This is a genomic window from Lysinibacillus sphaericus, from assembly GCF_005217585.1.
Classification (GTDB): domain Bacteria; phylum Bacillota; class Bacilli; order Bacillales_A; family Planococcaceae; genus Lysinibacillus; species Lysinibacillus sphaericus.
The window spans coordinates 1707646-1728814 of the sequence record NZ_SZPT01000002.1 but is presented as its reverse complement, the minus strand read 5'-3'; the positions used below and the strand labels follow the sequence as shown (position 1 = coordinate 1728814).

Genomic DNA, 21169 nt, shown 5'->3' with positions numbered 1-21169 from the left:
GATATACTAAAACAACGAAACATACCACTATTATAGCGTAATTTCCCATTGGCCAGTGTAAAATTTTTGAGCTTTTTTTTTGCTTGGCTTTGTCGATTGTTGTAAAATAAAGTTAGTCAAAAAAGGTCAAACTTTCATAAAACAAAATTAGGATAAAAATATGAAAAGGGAAGAGGAGTGCTATTATGCAATTTCAACAAACAGATGATAAAAAACCATTAGAGCAATTTGGTCGTAACTTAGTCGAAGAAGTAAAAAACGGCAAAATGGATCCCGTCATTGGGCGTGATGAAGAAATTCGTAATGTCATTCGAATTTTAACACGTAAAACAAAAAATAACCCTGTGTTAATTGGTGAACCTGGGGTTGGTAAAACAGCCATCGTAGAAGGCTTGGCACAACGTATTGTTAAAGGTGATGTGCCAGAAGGTTTAAAAGAGTGCGTGCTATATGAGCTGGATATGAGTGCATTAATAGCTGGTGCAAGTTATCGTGGGCAATTTGAAGAACGATTAAAAGGTGTGCTAAAAGAAGTGAAAGAATCTGAAGGGCGCATTATTTTATTTATCGATGAAATTCATACAATTGTTGGTGCGGGTAAAACGGATGGTGCAATGGATGCAGGTAATATGTTAAAGCCAATGCTTGCACGTGGTGAACTTCATTGTATAGGAGCGACTACATTAGACGAATATCGTATGTATATTGAAAAAGATCCTGCTTTAGAACGTCGCTTCCAACAAGTGCTTGTACGTGAACCATCTATTGAAGATACCGTTTCGATTTTACGTGGTTTAAAAGAACGTTTTGAACTACATCATGCAGTGCGCATTCATGACCGAGCAATTGTAGCTGCTGCTGAGCTTTCAAATCGCTATATTACGGAACGTTTTTTACCAGATAAAGCGATTGATTTAATCGATGAGGCATGTGCGATGATTCGAACAGAAATTGATTCGATGCCACAAGAGCTAGATGCGGTGACTCGTCGTATTATGCAGTTAGAAATTGAAGAACAAGCATTGCGTAAGGAAAAGGACGAGGCGAGTAAAAAACGTCTTGAACAATTACAAGAAGAGTTAACAAAGCTTAAAAGTTCATCAGAAGGCATGCGTCAACAATGGGAAGCAGAGAAAGAAACACTGCAAGGTATCCAGAAAAAACGTGAGTCACTAGATAAGTACCGTCGTGATTTAGACGAAGCGGAAAGTAAATATGATTTAAATAAAGCAGCGGAATTACGACATGGGAAAATTCCTGCACTTGAAAAAGAAATTCAAGAAATGGAAAAGCAATTAGAAAACGGTAGTGAGACACGTATTTTACGTGAAGAAGTGACTTCGGAAGAGATTGCTTCTATTGTATCTCGTTGGACAGGTATCCCTGTTACAAAGTTAGTTGAAGGGGAACGTGAGAAATTATTGCGTTTAAAAGATACGTTACATGAACGGGTGGTAGGGCAAGATAATGCTGTTCAACTTGTTACAGAAGCGGTTTGGCGTGCAAGAGCAGGCATTAAAGACCCACATCGTCCAATTGGTAGCTTCTTATTCCTAGGGCCAACGGGTGTTGGTAAAACAGAGCTAGCTAAAGCACTTGCTGCACAGCTATTTGATTCAGAGGAGCATTTTATTCGTATTGATATGAGTGAATATATGGAGAAACATAGTGTATCACGTCTCGTAGGTGCACCTCCAGGTTATATTGGCTATGAAGAAGGCGGTCAATTAACAGAAGCTGTTCGCCGTAATCCATATTCTGTCGTTTTACTCGATGAAATTGAAAAGGCGCATCCAGATGTAGCGAACATATTATTGCAAATTTTAGATGATGGTCGCATTACAGATAGTCAAGGACGAATGGTTAACTTTACAAATACCGTTGTAATTTTAACATCTAATATTGGTTCTAGCTATTTAATGGAGGCACAAAAAGATGATCCGGCAGTAGAAGATTTAGTGATGGCAGCATTACGTCAACACTTTAAACCAGAGTTATTAAACCGAATGGATGATATTATTCTGTTCCATGCGTTATCAGAAGAACATTTTACAGCGATTGCTTGGAAATATGTTGAGCAGCTTGTAAAACGTGTAGCTGAACAGGAAATTACGTTAGATGTCGCACAAGACGTCATAGATTGGGTTGTCGAGCAAGGTGCAGATCCACAGTTTGGGGCTCGTCCGTTAAAACGATTTGTGCAACGTTATATTGAAACAGCGGTTGCCAAGGAGTTATTACGTGGTGAAGTACTGCCAGGAGAAACTTTGCATATTAAAATGTGTGATGGTCAGTGTGTAGTGGAAAAATAATAAATAGAAAAAAACCTGTCTCGCACTAGGCGAGACAGGTTTTTTATAATTTGATTAATGATGGTCTGCAGCTTCTGGAGTTGGCTCGTTTGGAATGATTGCGCCAATAACAAAAATTAGTACAGAGAATACAACTGAAAGAATCGCACCAGTTTGGAAATCAAATGGTACTCCGATTACAGCACTTACTACGTAGTTTAACATGGAAACTAGTAAGAATGACCATATGAACGTTACGATATATTGCATTAATTTCACCTCAACCGAACTATTTTATTACATATACATTATCATATCATAACATAAGTCGAAAAAAAAAGAACCTTTTATCAAAAAGTGATGTATTGTGTTTTGTGATTTATGGCAATTTTGTCACAACAAAGTAGTAGAGTGCGCAACGCAAAGTGTTTGCGGCGATTTGCATGGTTTTAGTGGTGCAACGCAAAGTGTTCGTAGCGATTTGCACAGTTTTACCAGCGATTCACAAAGTCCCTGCTGTACAGAACAGAAGTGTCACCAACGAAAACGTGAATTGAACTATCGAAAGCTATGTGAAGTACAAGCATTTGCTATACTAATTTTAAATCATCTTGCACCATTCCTTAATTATGAGTTATAATTATGACCAGTTACTAATAATTGATAGTAAGAAAGCAGAGGGGTTGCTATATGAACGCAGGTATTATAGGTTTAGGCAGATACGTTCCTGAAAAGGTCGTGACGAATTTTGACTTAGAAAAAATTATGGATACGTCGGATGAATGGATTCGAACTCGTACTGGAATTGAAGAACGTCATTTTGCTGCAGATAATCAAGAAACTTCAGATTTAGCAGTAGCTGCTGCGAAAGATGCTATAGCCAAAGCAGGTATTACGCCTGAAGAAATAGGATTAATACTTGTAGCAACTGTAACGCAAGATCAAACATTTCCTAGTGTAGCATGTATGGTTCAAGAGCAAATTGGTGCGGTAAATGCAGCAGCAATGGACCAAGCAGCGGCTTGTGCAGGATTTATATATAGCTTAGTGACAGCAAAACAATTTGTAGAATCAAATGCTTATAAATATGTCTTAGTAGTAGGTGTTGAAAAGCTGTCAAAAGTCATTAATTGGGAAGATCGTAATACGGCTGTTTTATTTGGTGATGGTGCTAGTGCTGCCATTGTTGGCCCAGTATCAGAAGGTAGAGGGATTTTATCATTTGAGCTTGGGGCAGACGGTACAGGCGGCAAACATCTATATTTAACGCAACAGGATACAATTGCGATGAACGGTCGCGAAGTATTTAAGTTTGCTGTACGCCAAATGGGTGAATCAGCAGTAAATGTATTAGATAAAGCAGGTTTAACAAAAGAAGAAGTTGATTTTCTAATTCCGCATCAAGCGAATATTCGAATTATGGAATCGGCACGTGAACGTTTAGCATTACCAGCGGAAAAAATGTCAAAAACGATTCACAAATATGGCAATACATCGGCTGCTTCTATTGGTATTTCTTTAGTAGAAGAGCTTGAAGCAGGTAAGATAAAAGATGATGATCTATTAGTACTTGTCGGTTTTGGCGGTGGCTTAACATGGGGTGCCGTTGCATTAAGATGGGGAAAATAAAAACGATAATTGCTTGAGAGGAGTAAGACAATGAGTAAACGACGAGTAGTAATTACAGGAATTGGCGCAGTAACACCACTAGGTAATAGCATCGAAGAAACATGGGCAAACATTAAAGCTGGTAAATCAGGCGTTGGTGAATTAACACGCTTAAATAAAGACCTATTCGCTGCAAAAATCGCGGCTGAAGTAAAAGACTTTGATATTGAAAAGTATATTGAACGTAAAGAAGCTCGTAAAATGGATCGTTTCACGCACTATGCACTAGCTGCGTCAATTATGGCGATGGAAGATGCACAGCTTACAATTGATGAAGAGTTAGCACCGCGTGCAGGTGTATGGATTGGCTCTGGTATCGGTGGTATGGAAACATATGAACAACAATTTCTAACATTCCAAGAGCGTGGCGCACGTCGTGTTAGTCCATTCTTTATTCCAATGATGATTCCAGATATGGCTTCAGGTCAAGTGTCTATTCATTTTGGTGCGAAAGGAATCAACTCTTGTTCAGTAACAGCTTGTGCATCAGGTACGAACTCAATCGGTGATGCATTTAAAGTAATTGAGCGTGGAGATGCAGATGTGATGATTTCTGGTGGAGCCGAATCACCAATCGTGACGATGGCAGTGGCAGGCTTCTGTGCAAATACAGCATTATCTTTAAATACGGATCCTCAAACAGCTTCTCGACCATTTGATAAAAACCGTGACGGCTTTATTATTGGTGAAGGTGCCGGAATTGTTATTTTAGAAGAATATGAACATGCAAAAGCGCGTGGCGCAAAAATTTATGCTGAAGTTCTTGGCTACGGTTCAACTGGCGATGCGCATCATATTACTGCACCAGCCCCAGAAGGTGAAGGTGCTGCACGTGCAATGACGCAAGCATTACAAGATGGTGGCGTTGACCCTTCACAAGTAGGCTACATTAATGCACACGGAACAAGTACACCGTACAACGATTTATTTGAAACACAAGCTGTAAAAACTGCCTTTGGTGAACATGCTTATAAATTAGCAATGAGTTCTACTAAATCGATGACAGGTCACTTATTAGGTGCTGCTGGTGGTGTTGAAGCGATTTTTACAGCACTAGCATTGAAAGAGGGCATTTTACCTCCAACAATTAACCTAACAGAGCCAGACCCTGAGTGCGATTTAGATTATGTACCAAATGAAGCGCGTAAGGCGAACATTGAATATGCAATGAGTAATTCTCTTGGTTTTGGTGGTCATAACGCAAGTCTATTATTCAAAAAAATAGAGGAATAATGAAAAAACGTCAGCCTAATTTACAAGGCTGACGTCTTTTTTTTAAAGTTAGCGAATAGAAAAGAAAGTAAGAAGAAATAGAAAGGATGCCGTTTATTTGTTTCGTCTTTTTATATTTTTAATGAGCTATGGCTTAATGATACTTTCTATCGGCAATTTAATTTTATATTTGAACTATCGGACACTTGGTTATTCTTGGTCAGTAGTCTTAAAATTTATCATGCATACAACTGAGTTTTATATCGCCATTGGAGCTTGTATTGTTCTTTGTAGTGTTGTGCTCGACTTTGGTTTCGATAAAACAGCGAATCTTAAAGATAAGGCTTGAATATCACAGGCATGGCGAATGCTTCTGCTACTTTTTTGGCCAAGTCTTCACCTTGTACATCATGGCTTTTCGCTAAAGTATCCATACCATCAATAAATGAATCTGTTTCAAGGTCAATCCATTCGCCGAAGTTACACATCCATGTTGTCAGCTCCGTTAATAGGGACTCGTCTAAAGGCAGTTGCTCTAATTCTAAATTGGCGTGACAATGGCCACACCATAATGGATCTGCACCAAAGTCACCTTCTAATAGAAGGGTTTTGATTGTTTGATGACAATGTTCACAGAGCATATGTTAATTCCTTTCTTAGCGGTTTGTGCGGCCTAAGCCCATTGCTTGTTCCATACGCTTTAAAGTTGCGCTTGCAATAGCATTTGCTTTTTCTGCACCTTCATCCAAAATAATGTCCAGTTCAGATGACTCTACAAGGTTATAAAATCTTTCTTGAATTGGTGTTAGGTGGTCGATTACTGCTGAAGCGACACCTTGTTTGAAGCCACCGTATCCGATGCCTTCATACTTTTTCACCAAATCTTCAATTGCTACACCTGAAATAGCGGATTCAATCGTTAGTAAGTTTGAAACACCTGGTTTATTTTCAACATCAAATGCCACAATACCATCAGAGTCAGTGACAGCAGATTTGATTTTTTTCTCGATATCTTTTGCTGTATCTAAAAGTTTAATCGTTGCTTTTGTATTTGGATCAGATTTGCTCATTTTTTTTGTAGGTTCTTGTAATGATTTAATACGAGCTCCAGCTTTTGGTAATTGGATTTCAGGAATCGTTAACACTTCACCATAACGTTTGTTAAAGCGCTCTGCAAGGTCACGTGTTAGCTCAATATGCTGTTTTTGATCATCCCCTACAGGAACAATATTCGTGTTATATAATAAAATATCAGCCGCCATTAATGGTGGATAGGTTAAAAGAGCTGCTGAAACAGTTTCTTTACCATGTGATTTATCTTTAAACTGTGTCATACGCTCTAGTTCACCAATAGAAGCGACACATTGTAGCATCCATCCCGCTTGTGCATGTGCTGGTACTTCAGATTGAATGAATAACGTTGACTTTTGAGGGTCAATTCCAGTCGCAATATAAGTAGCTGCTAAATTACGGATGTTTTGACGTAACTCTTTTGGATCTTGCGCAACAGTAATGGCATGTTGGTCAACAATACAGTAAATAGCATTCCCTTCATGCTGTAGTGCTGGGAATTGCTTGAATGCACCAAGATAATTGCCTAATGTTACAATACCTGTTGGCTGTACGCCTGAAAAAATAGTTGTCATAATTAGTTCCTCCTCGGGGTTCGAAAAATAAAAAAACATCATGCGTCCTCATTAGAATAAACTAATGAAGGGACGAATGATGTTCGAATCCGCGGTACCACCCTGCTTGCCTTAAAAGGCCACTTTGCTTCGTAACGTGAAGGGACGAGCTTTGCTAATAGGGTCAAGTGAAGACTTGAACGTTCACAAAGCTAACTCGGAAGTCCATTCCAAATGCATACATGGTCTGTTTCCAGCAACCACAGACTCTCTATACATGTATATTGCAAATGTACTACTCTTCGTCAGCGTTTTTAACTACACTATTTAATGTGTAGAGAGTGTCTTTTCGAGAACAACAATCAAAAAACTGTTGACCATCCAGACTGGCGCAAATGCGCTTCTCTTGTTGCACAAAATTATAGTATAAAGACTTAGTTAAATGCAAGCCTGTAAATTCAGTCTTATGACTGAATTTTTTTTGTGTTGTAAAAAAAGGAAACCAATATTATCTAAAGTACGTCTTAATTGTACACGTCTACATGACATTATTCTCGTTTGTGTTTTTTAATTGAGAACAACTAGTTTCGAGAAATTCATGTTTAAAATGACTTGTTACTGGGAATATTATTATTAGTTCATTGGACATACCAAGAAAGTGAATACTTAATTGAATACATTAAGGTAGTATTAATAGACAGAATATTTTGTAACAAAGTCATATATCCTGTATTCTTTTTTTCCTTGGAACTATATTCAAATACAGCAGAGTGCTGTATAATGGAACTGTAGATTTACATTACATTAATTCTAATTTAAGAAATTGGTTTATAGATAACGAATACAAATAGAAAGGATGTGTCAGTATGATAGTTACTTTATTTACATCACCAAGTTGTACGTCTTGTCGTAAAGCAAAAGCATGGTTAGAGGAGCATGAAATTCCTTATACAGAACGTAATATTTTTTCTGAACCGTTAAGCATTAGTGAAATCAAAGAGATTTTACGAATGACGGAGGATGGAACAGACGAAATTATTTCTACTCGTTCTAAGATATTCCAAAAATTGAATGTAGATGTTGAGAGCTTACCTTTACAACGCTTATATGAATTAATTCAAGAATATCCTGGATTATTACGCCGACCAATAATTTTAGATGAGAAAAGACTGCAAGTAGGCTATAACGAAGATGAAATTCGACGATTTTTACCGCGTAAGGTTAGAGCTTATCAATTACAAGAAGCACAGCGTATGGTGAACTAAAACCCACTTAGACTGCATAGAATGATGTAGTAGGTGTTACAAATGCAAAAGCATGTTGTGACATCTATTTTTTTATGTTTTACTTATGTAAAAACCTTCATTTAAAACTAATATTTAATAGGTAAAAGTCATATATTTCCGTAAAAGTATGTTAAACTTGATTTAATACAAATAGTTTACTACAATTTCAATTATTCAAATATCTTCTTTGAAACGGTGTATATCCTTTTCATTTTATGAAAGAACAGCATACAATAGAATTAGAGACAACTGTGACCAAAAAAATTACGATTACGGTTGCTCGATGATTTTCTGTGGTGTGGTCAAAGGTTGAAAAACAAAGGAGTATGAAGGTTAAAAACAATGAATCAAAGCATACTAATGAAATAATACTGTTTTTCGACAAATGACAGTGAAGGGAGATGAGGTCTAGTGGACATCGAACGTGTAAATGAGAATACACTCAAGCTCTTTATTACGTACAATGATATAGAGGATCGCGGCTATAGTCGTGAAGAAATTTGGTACAACCGAGCAAAGGGTGAACAACTTTTTTGGGATATGATTGATGAAGTGAACACTGAAGATTATTTTGATGTAGAAGGTCCGATTTGGATTCATATCAATGCGTCAGAAGTAGGCTTAGAAATCATTGTCACACGTGCACATATTTTAAAAGACGGTGAAACATTAGATGGTCATTCACATTTTGATGAACAAAAAAGTATGTTTGCCCCATTTGACGAAGTTGGAGAGGATCTACTTAGTCAATTAACTCAATTTGGTGACATGGATGAATCAGAGTTATTTATGGATACAGACATTTATGTTTATAAATTTAAAGATATTGATGAGTTAATCCCCGTTGCAAAACGGATGACAGATGACTTAGTGGATTCCTCATTATTCAAATATGAAGGTAGTTACTATCTTGTAGTAGACTTTGCGAATGCAGATGATGATTTAAATCGTCATGATAAAAACGCGATTATTAAAGAGTTTTTAAGCCCTTCTAATTTCACAATTCATCGCCTTGAGGAATATGGCGAAAAAATTATGGAATACGATTGCTTTGAAACTGTACGAAAATATTTTAGTTAACATCTTCATGCTTCTGATTATCAGAGGCTTTCAGACTGTAGACACACTCAAAATGAGTAGGACTACAGTCTTTTTTTACGTTTTCAGATAAAGGAGCTAAAGATAACTCAAATTTCAAAGAAAAGCACATCATTAGTTGGCGTATAGAAAAACTTTTACTACAATGAGGCAAAAAGGAGAAGAATAACATGCTTATTGCCTATACAGACAAACAGCAATTATTTATTTCCTATCAACATTCAAGACAAGCTTTACGACAACTTCGCCAGCAATTACAATTTTTTTGTCCACAGTGTCAACAGCCTGTACAATTAAAAATTGGTAAGCTGAATATCCCGCATTTTGCACATATTACTAACGATTGTCATCATCAATTTGCGGAAGGGGAATCAGAGCTCCATTTACAAGGGAAAATTCAATTATTTGAATGGTTGCAGGCACGTGGGCATAGAGTAAAGCTGGAGCCATTTTTAAGGACACTATCGCAAAGGCCCGATTTACTACTGCAAGGTGAGCATCAGCAGATTGCCATTGAATATCAATGTAGTGCGATAACAAAAGAAAACTGGCAACGACGTACAGCAGGTTATGAAAAGCATAACATTCAAGCATTATGGCTTTTTCAAACACCACAGAAAAAATATACTACAAATGCAATTCAAAAAATTAGAATTTCCCCTATCCATCAAAATGCAATTGCTTATTCATCCAACAATGTGCCGTATTTAGTTACATATGATGCGAGAGCAGCAAAATTTAATTATTGGACGAATCTACTTTATGTTCACGGGCATACTTTTATAGCGAAAGTACTCTCGATTCCACTCAGCAAACAGCAATTCCCATTCTATGAGCCTAAGCCGATTACACACGAATCATTTACTATATACAAGGATATATATATAAGATTGTGTCAACGGTATGTAATGCAAAAATTATTGCGAAGTCGAAAGGGAGTTCAAGATCGTTTTCTACGGAGTTGCTATGAACAAAATTTTTCGTTGAATGCACTGCCTCAATACATTGGTATACCTGTTAAAAATGCAAGGGCTATTCCGATGTTCTCAATTGAATGGCAAGCAATTTTATTAAATTATTGCAGGGAATTACAATTGCTACCGTATGAGTTAAGGCAAGAAGATATTCGACTGTTTCTAAAGCTTCTTAATATGGAGCCAACTGAAATGGGCGTGCAAGCTGTTGAAAACTATGGAAACTTGTTAGGCCATCGTTTTTATCAAATGGATTGCGCTAGTGCGATATGGAAGCGAGTATATACCTATATGTATAATCAACCGTTTGTTTAAATCCCTTCATGGAGCTAATGTATCGCTGTGGATAATCAAACTGGGATTTTGATGAGTTGAGCTACAGGGTATTATTTGCAATTGTCGCAATATATTGAGAAAATATGAGAGTACAGGAAAGTCATATATAAAGGGGGCTGGCCCATGGCTAGTAACAGTAATCGAGTTTTAATGAGAAATGAAATACCGGTAGAGTTAACTTGGCGATTGGAAGATATTTTTGCAACGGATACACTATGGGAAGAGGAATTTAAAAAAGTCGCAGAACTTTCGAAAGAAGCATCTAGCTATGCAGGTACTTTAAAAAATGGTGCAGATGCCTTATTAGCTGTACTAACTTATTACGATAAAATTTATCAACGTACAATGAGACTCTATACGTATGCGCATATGCGATATGATCAAGATACAACGAATAGCTTTTATCAAGATATGAATAGTCGAATTCAAACGTTAGCGACAAATATTTCAGCAGCACTTTCATTTTTAACACCTGAAATTTTATCACTAAGCGAAGAAACAATTGAATCCTATTTAGCTGATAATCAGGATTTACAATTATATAAGCAATCATTAAAAGAAATTTCAATGACCCGTCCACATGTTCTACCAGCAGAACAAGAAGCATTACTTGCACAAATGGCAGAGGTGACAGGCACTGCTTCGAATACATTTAGTATGTTAAATAATGCGGACTTAGTTTTCCCTACAGTTAAAAACGAGGATGGGGAAGAAGTTCAACTAACACATGGTAATTACATTAAGTTTTTAGAAAGTAAAAATCGATCTGTACGTGAAGCAGCATTTAAAGCGATGTATGAAACGTATGGTCATTTTAAAAACACATTCGCTGCTACATTGACAGGTAATGTAAAAAAACATAATGTGAGTGCACGAGTGCGTCATTATGAATCGGCACGACATGCGGCATTGTCCAATAACTTTATCCCAGAAAGTGTCTACGATCAGTTAGTAGAGACTATTCATAAACATCTACCAACTATGCAACGTTATATTGCATTACGTAAAAAGTTATTAGGTGTAGATGAGTTGCATATGTGGGATTTATTTACACCACTAGTGCAAGAAGTAGATATGAAAGTTCCTTATGAGGAAGCTAAAGACATTTTAGTGAAAGCGTTAGCCCCACTCGGAAAAGAATATCAAGACATTGTCCAAAGTGGTTTCGATAATCGTTGGGTTGATGTTAAGGAAAATAAAGGTAAACGTAGTGGCGCGTATTCATCAGGTGCTTACGGTACGAATCCTTATATTTTAATGAACTGGCAAGACAATGTGGATAACTTATTTACATTGGCGCATGAGTTTGGGCATAGTGTCCATAGTTATTATACTCGTAATAATCAGCCTTTTGTTTATGGAGATTATTCCATTTTCGTGGCCGAAGTGGCGTCTACATGCAATGAGGAATTATTGAATGATTATCTGTTGAAAACAATAGAAGATCCGCAGCAAAAAATATATTTATTAAACCATTGGCTAGACGGTTTCCGTAGCACAGTATTCCGTCAAACAATGTTTGCAGAATTTGAACATTTAATTCATCAGATGGATAAAAACGGAGAATCGTTAACAGCGGAACGTTTAACGGAAGTGTATTATAACTTGAATAAGCAATATTTCGGTGAGGATATGGTAGTTGATGAGGAAATTGGTCTGGAATGGGCTCGCATTCCGCATTTCTATTACAATTACTACGTCTATCAATACGCTACTGGTAAATCCGCAGCTACGGCATTAAGTAAGCAAATATTAGAGGAGGGTGCTCCTGCTGTAGAACGTTATATTAATAACTTCTTGAAAGCTGGATGCTCAGATTTCCCGATTGAAGTGCTTAAGGCTGCAGGTGTTGATATGAATGTAGCTAAACCAATTGATGATGCTTGTAAAGTATTTGAACAACGCTTAAATGAATTGGAAAAATTATTGTTGAATAATTAATAGGTATGGCTGTAGTAACATTACTACAGCCATTTTCTATTTTATGTAGAAATTGGCTTTCAAGAAAAAAGTAAATAATAATGTTTTTCTTTGATTTACAAATGATTAAAAGTTTCCATCTTGAAAAAATACTGTACTGTAATCGCTTTCTATATGACAAATTTGTGAATCTAAAGCAGGATTCATTGCTAAATTTATTATTCCATGATAAAGTGAATCTTGTGAAATAAATCACAAAACAAACATACACCCCTTTGTTTGAACGTGAACATTTCTCCCATCCCCTTTGTGAAAAAGAGGCGTCTCTATCTGTCGAGGATAGTGGCGCCTCTTTTATTATAGTTCTTTCCTGCTAATTCTTTATACGTTCCATGTCTTTTGTAGTTTTTTTCTTAGCGTCTCTTTAACTAAGGTGAATAGATTGGTTTTAACTTAATGTTAAGCCGAAAGATGGAATTATGTTGCTTTCATATAAGGTTTTAGTATCACTGCCTTTGACCTACAATAGGCACTTCCTATAATGAAAGATTATGACGTTATGAAATAAAAAAAAGAATAGGACTCAGTTATAAAATAGTTGAGTTCCTATCCTTTTGGAATAAAAGTATAATTGCATTATTTAATACGCCACAGTGTAGCGTGATCTGTTTGAATACGTTCAATCTTTTGTTGAAGCATACGTTTTTTTAACTCACGTTCTGCTGCTTGTTCTGTTAAGGAATAAATAAATGCTATGTCATTTGTAGAAAGTGTATGGTACTTTAAAAATAATTCTTCGATAGTGGGTAACGGTTGGCGAATTAACTGTTCATTCATCATTTCTTGTAAAATATGTTCATAAACTTCATAGTCATAGCTACCGCTCACTTTTAACCCTTCATCCTCAATGCACTCATTGAAAAATACAATACTAGGTACTTCATCAACTTCCATTTCTCTTTTTATATAAAGGTCGCATTGGAATGCACGTGCGGCTTCTTTTGAACCGAAATCGACAGTGAATTCATTCATATCTAACTGTACTTCCTCTGCAATTTTTAACAGCGTTGCATAGGAATTAACATCCTGATAATTCAGCAAAACATATTCTTGTAATTTTGACAAATAACGAGCGCCTGAACGTTTACCCTGTAATTCTGCCGCCTTTATGGCAATAGAGGGTAACACAGGGTGATTAATATCCAGTTCAATCCCTGATTCACAGCCCTTCATGCGCTTACTCAAACAATTAAGTGAAGAGAGCTCTGTGCTTAACACAAAGCGCCATGAAAAATAATGATTATACTCTAGTTGTAGTTTACGAATGATGGATTGCATACTAAAAGCTTCAGGACAAAGTGGATCTACGAAAATATACAATTCAATTGGCTTATTGGCAGTAGAAATCGTCGGTGTTGGTTCTTGCAACATTTGAATATTATTCACGTAATAATTCCCCCTCATCGTCATTAGGTGTATTAATCATGTGATGAGCTGTTAAAACTAAACGTTGGTAGTAGGTTTCACGGAACTTCCCTTCCAAACCAACCTCATCCATCGCTTCAGCCATACACTCTAGCCAAGCCTGGGCACGATCAGGTGTGATTGGAAAATTCATATGACGCGCACGCATCATTGGATGTCCATGCTCTTCTGTAAAAAGATTTGGACCCCCTAAATATTGTGTTTGAAATTGAATTTGCTTGCGGGCTGTCTCTGTCAAATCTTTAGGAAAGATTGGCATAAGATCAGGATGCTGTGCAACTCTTTTATAGAACGCATGTATGAGTTCAGAAAGTTTTTCAGCTCCAAGCTCCTCATAAGGAACAGTGTATTTTCGACTCATAAGTAAATGCTCCTTTTATTCTTTATAAGAAGTATATCGTAAAGTACAAATCAATATGTTCATGTACCATTTTATCTAATACTTTGTTGAATTGAAAAATGTGAATATCTTGTGACTACCTTCATTCTATCAACGTCCATTCGTTTACACAAACAAAGAGCACTTTGAAAATGTTTTCGATAGAAAAGCACAAATTTCACCAACGAGGGTGAAATTTGCTGAAAAAGACTGTAATTACAGGCTTTATGCGATTTAAACAGTGTAATAATTCATCACTTTTTTGACATAATTCTGCGTTTCTTTAAATGGTGGAATGCCATTATATTTTGTTACGCGAGAAGCTCCAGCGTTATAAGCGGCCAAAGCCAGTGTTGGATCATTATCAAATTTATCAAGCATTTGGCGTAAATATTTGGCTCCAGCCATAATATTTTGCTCGGGATCAAATGAATTCGTTACACCTAAATATTGAGCTGTCTTAGGCATTAATTGCATTAAGCCTTGAGCGCCTGCATGACTGACAGCGAATGTGTTAAAGTTGGACTCTTGCTTGATAACGGCAGCAATAAGCTTAGCTGGTACATTATAAGTAGCCGCAGCCTTATCGATAATTGCGGCATATTGGTTAGCTCCAGCAAGTGAATTGGCATAGGCAGTCGAGCCAATCACATCGTCTGATACATAGGAATCTAGCTTAGTGCTGGCTTGCATGTTTGATAATGTCGCTTGGAGAGAGGCGGGAATATACACAGATTTCGTTCCATTATAGAGCAATGATTGGAGCGAACTATTTGTATTTCCACCAGTCATACCTGTTAAGCTACTAAGCTGGTCCATAAAGTTGGCGGAGCCCGAAGAACTCATGCCAAGGAGGCTAGATAATTTTGCGTTGTTCGTTGTTGTCGCATCGCCTAACATTTCTTCAATCATATCAGAAAAGATAGAATTGCTGTTTGTGAAAGAATTTGGTGAAGTATTTCCCGTAGAACCTAATGTTTGTAGTGCTTGGATTTCAAGCATTGTTCTCAAAGATTGGATATCCAATGAGCTGGTCACCCTTTCGTATTGTAATAAGCATTATTGTTGTTTAGTTGATTGTAAAGCTTTCATAAAGCGTGCAATTTTTTTTTCAGCAATTTGTTTTTTTATATCGTATTGCTGTAGAAATTCGTCGAAGATTGCTTTTCCTTTTATTTCATCTTTTGATTCATATTCTACCTCATAATCGTCACACTGCAAATAGAAAGAATGATCAAATACAAGAAGTCCGTCTTTATAAGGAATTTCGACACGGTCCGTTGTAAGGGAACCAAAAACGGCTAATTGTTCTAATGCAATGTTGTGTGACGCTAGTCTTTTTGCGACTTCTGGTGCATAAAAACCTTGGCCTGCAAGCATTTTCTCTGCTTGTGCAGCGGTCAATTCATCGGTTGTTTCTAAATGTGTATGATTTGAAGTTTTCTCTTTTAATGTACATTCATAATAATTATTAATAATGCGGATACGTAACCCACTTTGCAAATTTCGAATAGCATTAGTAGGTGTGTCGAAATAATGATTTGTTTGACGATGAATAGCATTTTTTGGGATTTGGAATTCTTCTAGCAAATGCTCATATTGTTGTTTAGTTAAAATATTTTTAAACTCAATTTCAAGTTGTTGTGCCATAGATGTTCATCCTTTTTTATTAATTTACTTGCGTCAACGGAAGTCCGCTACTTCTAATAAGTGTGTGTTGCCAAACTATAATTTGATTGGGAGGGGCTTCTACCCCTACTGTTGTCATCGATATTTAACTGGAGCTTTTTTCAAGCAGAAATGAAAAAGCTCGGGACGCAATTAAGCGAATGTTGTAATCGGTTTTTAGCCGAAGTTTGCTTGTTGTTTTGCAATTACACACTGCAACTATTTACCCCATATGCTAAAATAAGAGGAAGAGAACGACGAAAAGGGGACCCACATTTGCGTAAAATATATACTATAGAATCATTTTATTTTGAAAATCAGCAACCTCATTTTAGTTTAAACGACAATCATAAAAATTTACAGCTAAAGCCTGCTGCTCAAGTAATTGCAGATTCAGATGATTTTGCATTTATCTATTTACTGGATGCAGGAGAGGACTATCATTACTTGCGTTTTCCACAAAACAGTTGGGACAATCTTGTACATATTTTACAAGCCAAACAAAACCCAATGTTAAAAGTAGATGGGGAAGTAATTGAACTGACAAACTTTTACGAGGAATTGGAAATGCTCGTGTATAATATTGAAGGAAATTACAATTACGGAGCAGAATTTGTTCAAGCAGTGGAACAACACTTCAAGGCAGTTCTCGCTGATTAAAAAAGACAAAACGAACAGACGGTGTTGGTTTTGTCCGATACCGAATGTCGGGAGGTTTTAGCGATGGGACAATGGGAGATTTTTTTAAGTCCTTATAAACAAGCAGTAGATGAGTTAAAAATAAAATTAAAAGGTATGCGATCTCAGTTTGGCATTGTCAATGCAAATTCACCAATTGAATTTGTGACAGGACGAGTAAAGCCACTGGCAAGCATTTACGATAAAACGCTAGAAAAAGGACTAGCCTTTGAACCGTCGAAGCAACTTGGCGACGAGCTTGGCGATATTGCAGGTGTTCGTATTATGTGTCAATTTGTAGATGATATTTCGACGGTGACAGAGCTAATTCGACAACGTAAGGATATGCGCGTAGTGGAAGAGCGAGATTATATTACCCATAATAAGCCAAGCGGTTATCGTTCATATCATATGATTGTAGAATACCCCGTTGAGACCATACAAGGAAAAAAAGTAGTGCTAGCAGAGATTCAAATTCGTACATTAGCTATGAATTTTTGGGCATCAATAGAACATTCACTAAATTATAAATATAAGGGCATGTTTCCAGAGGAAATAAAAAATCGTCTACAAAGTGCAGCAGAAGCAGCCTTCCGGTTAGATGAAGAAATGTCTTCGATTCGTAGTGAAATTCAAGAAGCACAGGCCTATTTTAGTGAATTTAAAGAGGCATCGAATCCTAGTTTACTATCAGAGAAGGAGCGTGACTCACAATGAAATTTTCTATTCAATCACGTAGAGATGCACAATCAAATGAATTAATGGAGCTAGCAAAAACATATTTGCAAGATTTTGGATTAACATACGATGAAGAGACACCTGAAATTGTCGTATCGATAGGTGGGGACGGCACGCTATTACATGCTTTCCATCGCTACTCACATTTGCTAGATCAAGTTGCATTCGTCGGTATTCATACAGGCCATTTAGGATTTTATGCGGATTGGAAACCTTCCGAACTAGAGAAATTAGTGCTATCTATTGCGAAAAAAGATTTTAATGTTGTGGAGTATCCCTTATTAGAAGTAAAAGTGGAACATCATAATGCAGAATCAAACACTTATTTGGCACTAAATGAAGCGACCGTGAAATCGCCTGATGTTACCCTTGTAATGGATGTTGAGTTAAATGGTAATCAGTTTGAGCGTTTCCGTGGGGATGGCCTTTGTGTTTCGACCCCATCAGGTAGTACAGCCTATAACAAAGCTTTAGGAGGAGCCATTATCCACCCTACTTTAGCGGCACTTCAAATTACTGAAATTGCCTCTATAAATAATCGCGTCTTCCGAACAGTAGGCTCGCCACTAATTTTACCAGCTCATCATCACTGTATTTTACGCCCAGTGAACGATCAAAACTTCAATATGACAGTTGATCATCTACAAGTCACACAAGGTGATGTGAAATCCATTGCTTTCAATGTAGCAAATGAAAGGGTCCGCTTTGCACGCTTCAGACCGTTTCCGTTTTGGGAACGTGTGCATGAGTCATTCGTTGCAAATGAGTAATAGCGATACACGTTTTACACTTCAATTTCAAGCTGAAAAGGATGGTCAATTGCTCCGTGAGGCTTTAGCACAATGGCAAATATCGAAACGTGCTTTAACAGCTATTAAGTTTGATGGGGGCTTACTATCGGTCAATGGTATCGAGCAAAATGTACGTTACCCCCTTCACATGGGGGATCAGGTAGAAATAAAATTTCCACCAGAAGAGAAAAGTGATGGACTCACAATTGAATATGGAGCGCTGTCTATTATTTACGAGGATGAGGCTTTGTTAGTGCTTGATAAACCAGCACATCAAAGTACAATTCCATCCCGTGAGCATCCGTCAAAAAGTGTAGCTAATTTTGTTTGTGGCTATTTTGAACAACAACGCTTAGCCTCCACCGTCCATGTTGTGACAAGGCTCGATCGTGATACATCAGGCTTGTTATGCATCGCTAAGCATGCACATATCCATCACTTAATGGGTTTAGCCCAACGCAGTGGTAATGTGTCGCGTGAATATGAAGCAATTGTACACGGACATTTAATAGAGGATAGGCAGTCTATCATTGCGCCTATTGGTCGAAAAGAATCTAGTATTATTGAACGTGAGGTACGGGAGGATGGCCAATTTGCGCATACGGATGTGACCGTCTTACAGCGTTTTACTGTTCAAGGAGAGCCGATGACGCATATTCGCTTAAAATTGCATACAGGACGAACACATCAAATCCGCGTGCATATGGCTTATGTAGGTCACCCACTTATAGGCGATGAATTATATGGGGGAAGCCGTAATCTGATAGATCGGCAAGCACTACATTGTGTATCGTTGTCTTTGCAGCATCCATTAACAAATGAGAAGTACTCTTTCACAAGTATGTTAAAGGATGATATGCAACAAATATTAAATATTTGAGGAGGTGTTCGCGAAATCGAGCATCTCCTTATCATTTTTATTATTAAATAGTATCTTAATAGCATGTTAACAGAAAAATAAGCAATTGTAGGGTATAGTAAAGAAGAAAGTTGTTTTTATCTAAAAAAAGAGTTTGCACAAACAGTGCATGCACACTATTATATAAAAGGTAGATTTGCGTCAATGAACGTAAAATAATTTCAACGCTCGGAAGGAGGGGACAAGCATGATAGAGGAAAGAAATGAAAAGGATGATGTGCAATTCGACGAGGCACATTTACGTGGTATGCTAGAAAACAATGAAATTAACGCATTCCGTGATGAGTTTTTAGAACTTCATCCATATGATCAGGCAACGTTTTATGAAAAGGTGGAGCCTGATATAAGGAAGATCATCTATTCGTACTTGTCTCCGACGGAAATGGCTGATATTTTTGAGGCAATCGAAATAGATGATGACGAATATACAGCGTATTTAGCTGAGATGGATCCAGCATACGGTGCAGAAATGCTGTCCCATATGTATGCTGATGATGCTGCAGACGTTTTAAATGAGTTGGATACAAAGCAACGAGAAAGCTATTTAGGCATGATGGATGTAGAAACAGCTGAAGAGATTAATGAGCTTTTAAGTTATGATGAATATACAGCTGGTTCTATTATGACAACTGAATACGTAGCTATTCCTGAAAATTCAACTGTTCGTTCTGCAATGGCGATATTGCGTAAAGAGGCACCAAATGCCGAAACGATTTATTATATATTTGTTGTGGATGAGGCACATCGACTAACAGGGGTTATTTCACTCCGCGATTTAATCATTGCTGATGAGGATACACTTATTCGCTCCATTATGAATGAACGAGTTGTAATGGTGCATGTGGGTGATGACCAAGAGGAAGTAGCACAAATTATGAAGGATTATAATTTCCTAGCAACACCTGTTATTGGTGATCAAGGTGAGCTTTTGGGAATTATTACTGTCGATGATATTATCGACGTTATTGATGAGGAAGCATCGGAAGACTACTCGAAATTAGCGGGTATTTCCGATATGGATAAGTTTGATACTAATCCTTGGCAAGCAGCAAAAAAACGTTTGCCTTGGCTTGTTATTTTATTGTTTTTAGGTATGCTAACAGCGAATTTAATGGGGCAGTTTGAAGATACATTAGATAAAGTAGCGTTGCTTGCTGTCTTTATTCCGCTTATTTCAGGTACTTCGGGGAATAGTGGCACACAAGCACTTGCTGTTGCCATTCGAGGCATTGCGACAGGTGATGTCGAAGAACATAGCAAAATGAAGCTGTTACTTCGAGAAGCAGGTACTGGCATCTTAACGGGAATTGTTTGTGGCCTGATTGTTATTGGTATTGTATATATATGGAAAAGTGAATTAATTTTAGGGATGCTTGTTGGTGCAGCAATTTGTGGTTCGATTTTAGTGGCAACACTTGCTGGCTCATTTATCCCATTATTAATGCATCGTATGAAAATTGATCCGGCTGTTGCATCGGGTCCGTTTATTACAACATTAAATGATATTACGAGTATTTTAATTTATTTAGGACTAGCGACCGTGTTTTTAAGTCAAATAGGCTAAGAACCAATTTCTTCACTTTTGCATATTGTAGGGAAAAAAGGGAAGTGATAATTGTGGAGCGAGAGCCACGCCTATATATAAAGTCACCAACTTATTTCTTAAACATTTCTAAAATGCTACATGAATTGGATTTGGATGAAAGTACGTCTGTCTATGTAAGAGATCAATACGACAGTGAGTCGAGTCTAGATGAAGCGGTACCTAAATTCGTGAAAGAACAAGTAAATGAAGAAGTAAACGAAGAAATGGACGAATATATTATAAAGCAGCTACAGTTTTTAGAAAAACCGTTTCGTCAAAAAGCTTATCAACCATTATTAATCACTTTAAAGGATGGTAGAAGACTAAGTGGAACTGCTTCAGATATGCAAATGGATTCCCTATTGTTGACGTCCAAGGAGTTCAATACACAAGAAATTATTTACTTCGAGGATATTGAACAAATATTATGGCGGGGGAAACAATTGCCGATATTATAAAAAAAGTGTACAGCAGAGGATGCTGTACACTTTTTTTTATGTGTAGTGTGTCAAAGGA

21 protein-coding genes and 1 other annotated feature are annotated in these 21169 nt (G+C 37.2%); of the genes, 14 read left to right on the top strand and 7 right to left on the bottom strand.

The window, feature by feature from the left end:
- Positions 1 to 185 precede the first annotated feature (185 nt).
- Positions 186 to 2312: an ATP-dependent Clp protease ATP-binding subunit gene (locus tag FC748_RS13825; RefSeq protein ID WP_080653320.1), complete on the top strand. Its 2127-nt coding sequence runs from the start codon at positions 186 to 188 to the stop codon at positions 2310 to 2312.
- Positions 2313 to 2366: 54 nt separating this feature from the next.
- Here the strand turns inward: FC748_RS13825 and FC748_RS13820 are convergent, their stop codons facing one another.
- Positions 2367 to 2561 carry a YjzD family protein gene (locus tag FC748_RS13820; protein ID WP_024362521.1) on the bottom strand — a complete coding sequence of 65 codons (195 nt, stop codon included), beginning with the start codon at positions 2559 to 2561 and terminating at the stop codon, positions 2367 to 2369.
- Positions 2562 to 2981: 420 nt separating this feature from the next.
- Here FC748_RS13820 and FC748_RS13815 point away from each other — a divergent pair, with 420 nt between their 5' ends.
- From FC748_RS13815 to FC748_RS13805, 3 genes are all read left to right on the top strand, one after another.
- The gene (locus FC748_RS13815; protein ID WP_024362522.1) at positions 2982 to 3920 is read left to right on the top strand and encodes a beta-ketoacyl-ACP synthase III; all 939 of its coding nucleotides are present in this window, start codon (positions 2982 to 2984) and stop codon (positions 3918 to 3920) included.
- A gap of 30 nt (positions 3921 to 3950) precedes the next feature.
- Positions 3951 to 5192, top strand: coding sequence for a beta-ketoacyl-ACP synthase II (gene fabF / locus FC748_RS13810; protein WP_024362523.1), 1242 nt, complete (start codon positions 3951 to 3953; stop codon positions 5190 to 5192).
- 97 nt (positions 5193 to 5289) lie between these two features.
- Entirely contained in the window at positions 5290 to 5520 is a 231-nt protein-coding gene (locus tag FC748_RS13805) for a YuzI family membrane protein (protein ID WP_024362524.1), read from the top strand.
- On the opposite strand, the gene FC748_RS13800 is transcribed toward FC748_RS13805, so the two are convergent.
- Positions 5504 to 5812, bottom strand: coding sequence for an immunity protein CdiI family protein (locus FC748_RS13800; RefSeq protein ID WP_024362525.1), 309 nt, complete (start codon positions 5810 to 5812; stop codon positions 5504 to 5506). The genes FC748_RS13805 and FC748_RS13800 overlap by 17 nt on opposite strands.
- A 15-nt stretch (positions 5813 to 5827) precedes the next feature.
- Positions 5828 to 6817 (bottom strand): tryptophan--tRNA ligase, encoded by a 990-nt coding sequence (gene trpS, locus FC748_RS13795; protein ID WP_024362526.1) that lies wholly within the window; start codon positions 6815 to 6817, stop codon positions 5828 to 5830.
- Positions 6818 to 6882: 65 nt separating this feature from the next.
- Positions 6883 to 7114, bottom strand: a binding site (T-box leader).
- Between the two features lie 551 nt (positions 7115 to 7665).
- Here trpS and spxA point away from each other — a divergent pair.
- The 4 genes from spxA (at position 7666) to pepF (ending at position 12431) form a co-directional block, all read left to right on the top strand.
- Positions 7666 to 8061: a transcriptional regulator SpxA gene (spxA, locus tag FC748_RS13790; RefSeq protein WP_024362527.1), complete on the top strand. Its 396-nt coding sequence runs from the start codon at positions 7666 to 7668 to the stop codon at positions 8059 to 8061.
- 432 nt (positions 8062 to 8493) lie between these two features.
- A complete protein-coding gene (gene mecA, locus FC748_RS13785; RefSeq protein ID WP_024362528.1) occupies positions 8494 to 9162 on the top strand; it encodes an adaptor protein MecA in 669 nt (222 codons plus the stop codon).
- Between the two features lie 188 nt (positions 9163 to 9350).
- Positions 9351 to 10469 (top strand): competence protein CoiA, encoded by a 1119-nt coding sequence (locus tag FC748_RS13780; protein ID WP_108029439.1) that lies wholly within the window; start codon positions 9351 to 9353, stop codon positions 10467 to 10469.
- A gap of 144 nt (positions 10470 to 10613) precedes the next feature.
- Positions 10614 to 12431, top strand: a complete 1818-nt coding sequence (gene pepF, locus FC748_RS13775; RefSeq protein ID WP_024362530.1) for an oligoendopeptidase F — start codon at positions 10614 to 10616, stop codon at positions 12429 to 12431.
- 615 nt (positions 12432 to 13046) lie between these two features.
- On the opposite strand, the gene FC748_RS13770 is transcribed toward pepF, so the two are convergent.
- From FC748_RS13770 to FC748_RS13755, 4 genes are all read right to left on the bottom strand, one after another.
- Positions 13047 to 13856: a DsbA family protein gene (locus FC748_RS13770; RefSeq protein ID WP_024362531.1), complete on the bottom strand. Its 810-nt coding sequence runs from the start codon at positions 13854 to 13856 to the stop codon at positions 13047 to 13049.
- A complete protein-coding gene (locus FC748_RS13765; protein ID WP_024362532.1) occupies positions 13849 to 14256 on the bottom strand; it encodes a globin domain-containing protein in 408 nt (135 codons plus the stop codon). Before FC748_RS13765 ends, FC748_RS13770 begins: the two co-directional genes overlap by 8 nt.
- Before the next feature lie 252 nt (positions 14257 to 14508).
- On the bottom strand, positions 14509 to 15300 hold the full coding sequence (locus tag FC748_RS13760) for a lytic transglycosylase domain-containing protein (protein ID WP_108029440.1): 792 nt from the start codon (positions 15298 to 15300) through the stop codon (positions 14509 to 14511).
- Between the two features lie 33 nt (positions 15301 to 15333).
- Entirely contained in the window at positions 15334 to 15924 is a 591-nt protein-coding gene (locus FC748_RS13755) for a CYTH domain-containing protein (protein ID WP_108029441.1), read from the bottom strand.
- A gap of 294 nt (positions 15925 to 16218) precedes the next feature.
- Here FC748_RS13755 and FC748_RS13750 point away from each other — a divergent pair, with 294 nt between their 5' ends.
- From FC748_RS13750 to FC748_RS13725, 6 genes are all read left to right on the top strand, one after another.
- Positions 16219 to 16602, top strand: a complete 384-nt coding sequence (locus tag FC748_RS13750) for a UPF0738 family protein (protein WP_024362535.1) — start codon at positions 16219 to 16221, stop codon at positions 16600 to 16602.
- Positions 16603 to 16665: 63 nt separating this feature from the next.
- Complete coding sequence (gene yjbM / locus FC748_RS13745; protein ID WP_024362536.1) at positions 16666 to 17337, top strand: GTP diphosphokinase; 672 nt, start codon at positions 16666 to 16668, stop codon at positions 17335 to 17337.
- The gene (locus FC748_RS13740) at positions 17334 to 18128 is read left to right on the top strand and encodes an NAD kinase (protein WP_024362537.1); all 795 of its coding nucleotides are present in this window, start codon (positions 17334 to 17336) and stop codon (positions 18126 to 18128) included. The genes yjbM and FC748_RS13740 overlap by 4 nt, the downstream gene beginning before the upstream one ends.
- Positions 18103 to 19029 (top strand): RluA family pseudouridine synthase, encoded by a 927-nt coding sequence (locus FC748_RS13735; RefSeq protein WP_024362538.1) that lies wholly within the window; start codon positions 18103 to 18105, stop codon positions 19027 to 19029. The genes FC748_RS13740 and FC748_RS13735 overlap by 26 nt, the downstream gene beginning before the upstream one ends.
- 226 nt (positions 19030 to 19255) lie before the next feature.
- Positions 19256 to 20632, top strand: coding sequence for a magnesium transporter (gene mgtE / locus FC748_RS13730; RefSeq protein WP_024362539.1), 1377 nt, complete (start codon positions 19256 to 19258; stop codon positions 20630 to 20632).
- 53 nt (positions 20633 to 20685) lie between these two features.
- Positions 20686 to 21111: a hypothetical protein gene (locus tag FC748_RS13725; RefSeq protein ID WP_108029442.1), complete on the top strand. Its 426-nt coding sequence runs from the start codon at positions 20686 to 20688 to the stop codon at positions 21109 to 21111.
- Positions 21112 to 21169: the final 58 nt, after the last annotated feature.

What these genes read in the sequence shown, in the direction of transcription:
- FC748_RS13800 (WP_024362525.1), bottom strand. Translation starts at nt 5,812, where the DNA reads ATGCTCTGTGAACATTGTCATCAAACAATCAAAACCCTTCTATTAGAA.
- mgtE (WP_024362539.1), top strand. Translation starts at nt 19,256, where the DNA reads ATGATAGAGGAAAGAAATGAAAAGGATGATGTGCAATTCGACGAGGCA.
- FC748_RS13740 (WP_024362537.1), top strand. Translation starts at nt 17,334, where the DNA reads ATGAAATTTTCTATTCAATCACGTAGAGATGCACAATCAAATGAATTA.
- FC748_RS13735 (WP_024362538.1), top strand. Translation starts at nt 18,103, where the DNA reads ATGAGTCATTCGTTGCAAATGAGTAATAGCGATACACGTTTTACACTT.
- FC748_RS13765 (WP_024362532.1), bottom strand. Translation starts at nt 14,256, where the DNA reads ATGAGTCGAAAATACACTGTTCCTTATGAGGAGCTTGGAGCTGAAAAA.
- FC748_RS13780 (WP_108029439.1), top strand. Translation starts at nt 9,351, where the DNA reads ATGCTTATTGCCTATACAGACAAACAGCAATTATTTATTTCCTATCAA.
- yjbM (WP_024362536.1), top strand. Translation starts at nt 16,666, where the DNA reads ATGGGACAATGGGAGATTTTTTTAAGTCCTTATAAACAAGCAGTAGAT.
- trpS (WP_024362526.1), bottom strand. Translation starts at nt 6,817, where the DNA reads ATGACAACTATTTTTTCAGGCGTACAGCCAACAGGTATTGTAACATTA.
- pepF (WP_024362530.1), top strand. Translation starts at nt 10,614, where the DNA reads ATGGCTAGTAACAGTAATCGAGTTTTAATGAGAAATGAAATACCGGTA.
- FC748_RS13825 (WP_080653320.1), top strand. Translation starts at nt 186, where the DNA reads ATGCAATTTCAACAAACAGATGATAAAAAACCATTAGAGCAATTTGGT.
- FC748_RS13820 (WP_024362521.1), bottom strand. Translation starts at nt 2,561, where the DNA reads ATGCAATATATCGTAACGTTCATATGGTCATTCTTACTAGTTTCCATG.
- FC748_RS13755 (WP_108029441.1), bottom strand. Translation starts at nt 15,924, where the DNA reads ATGGCACAACAACTTGAAATTGAGTTTAAAAATATTTTAACTAAACAA.
- FC748_RS13815 (WP_024362522.1), top strand. Translation starts at nt 2,982, where the DNA reads ATGAACGCAGGTATTATAGGTTTAGGCAGATACGTTCCTGAAAAGGTC.
- fabF (WP_024362523.1), top strand. Translation starts at nt 3,951, where the DNA reads ATGAGTAAACGACGAGTAGTAATTACAGGAATTGGCGCAGTAACACCA.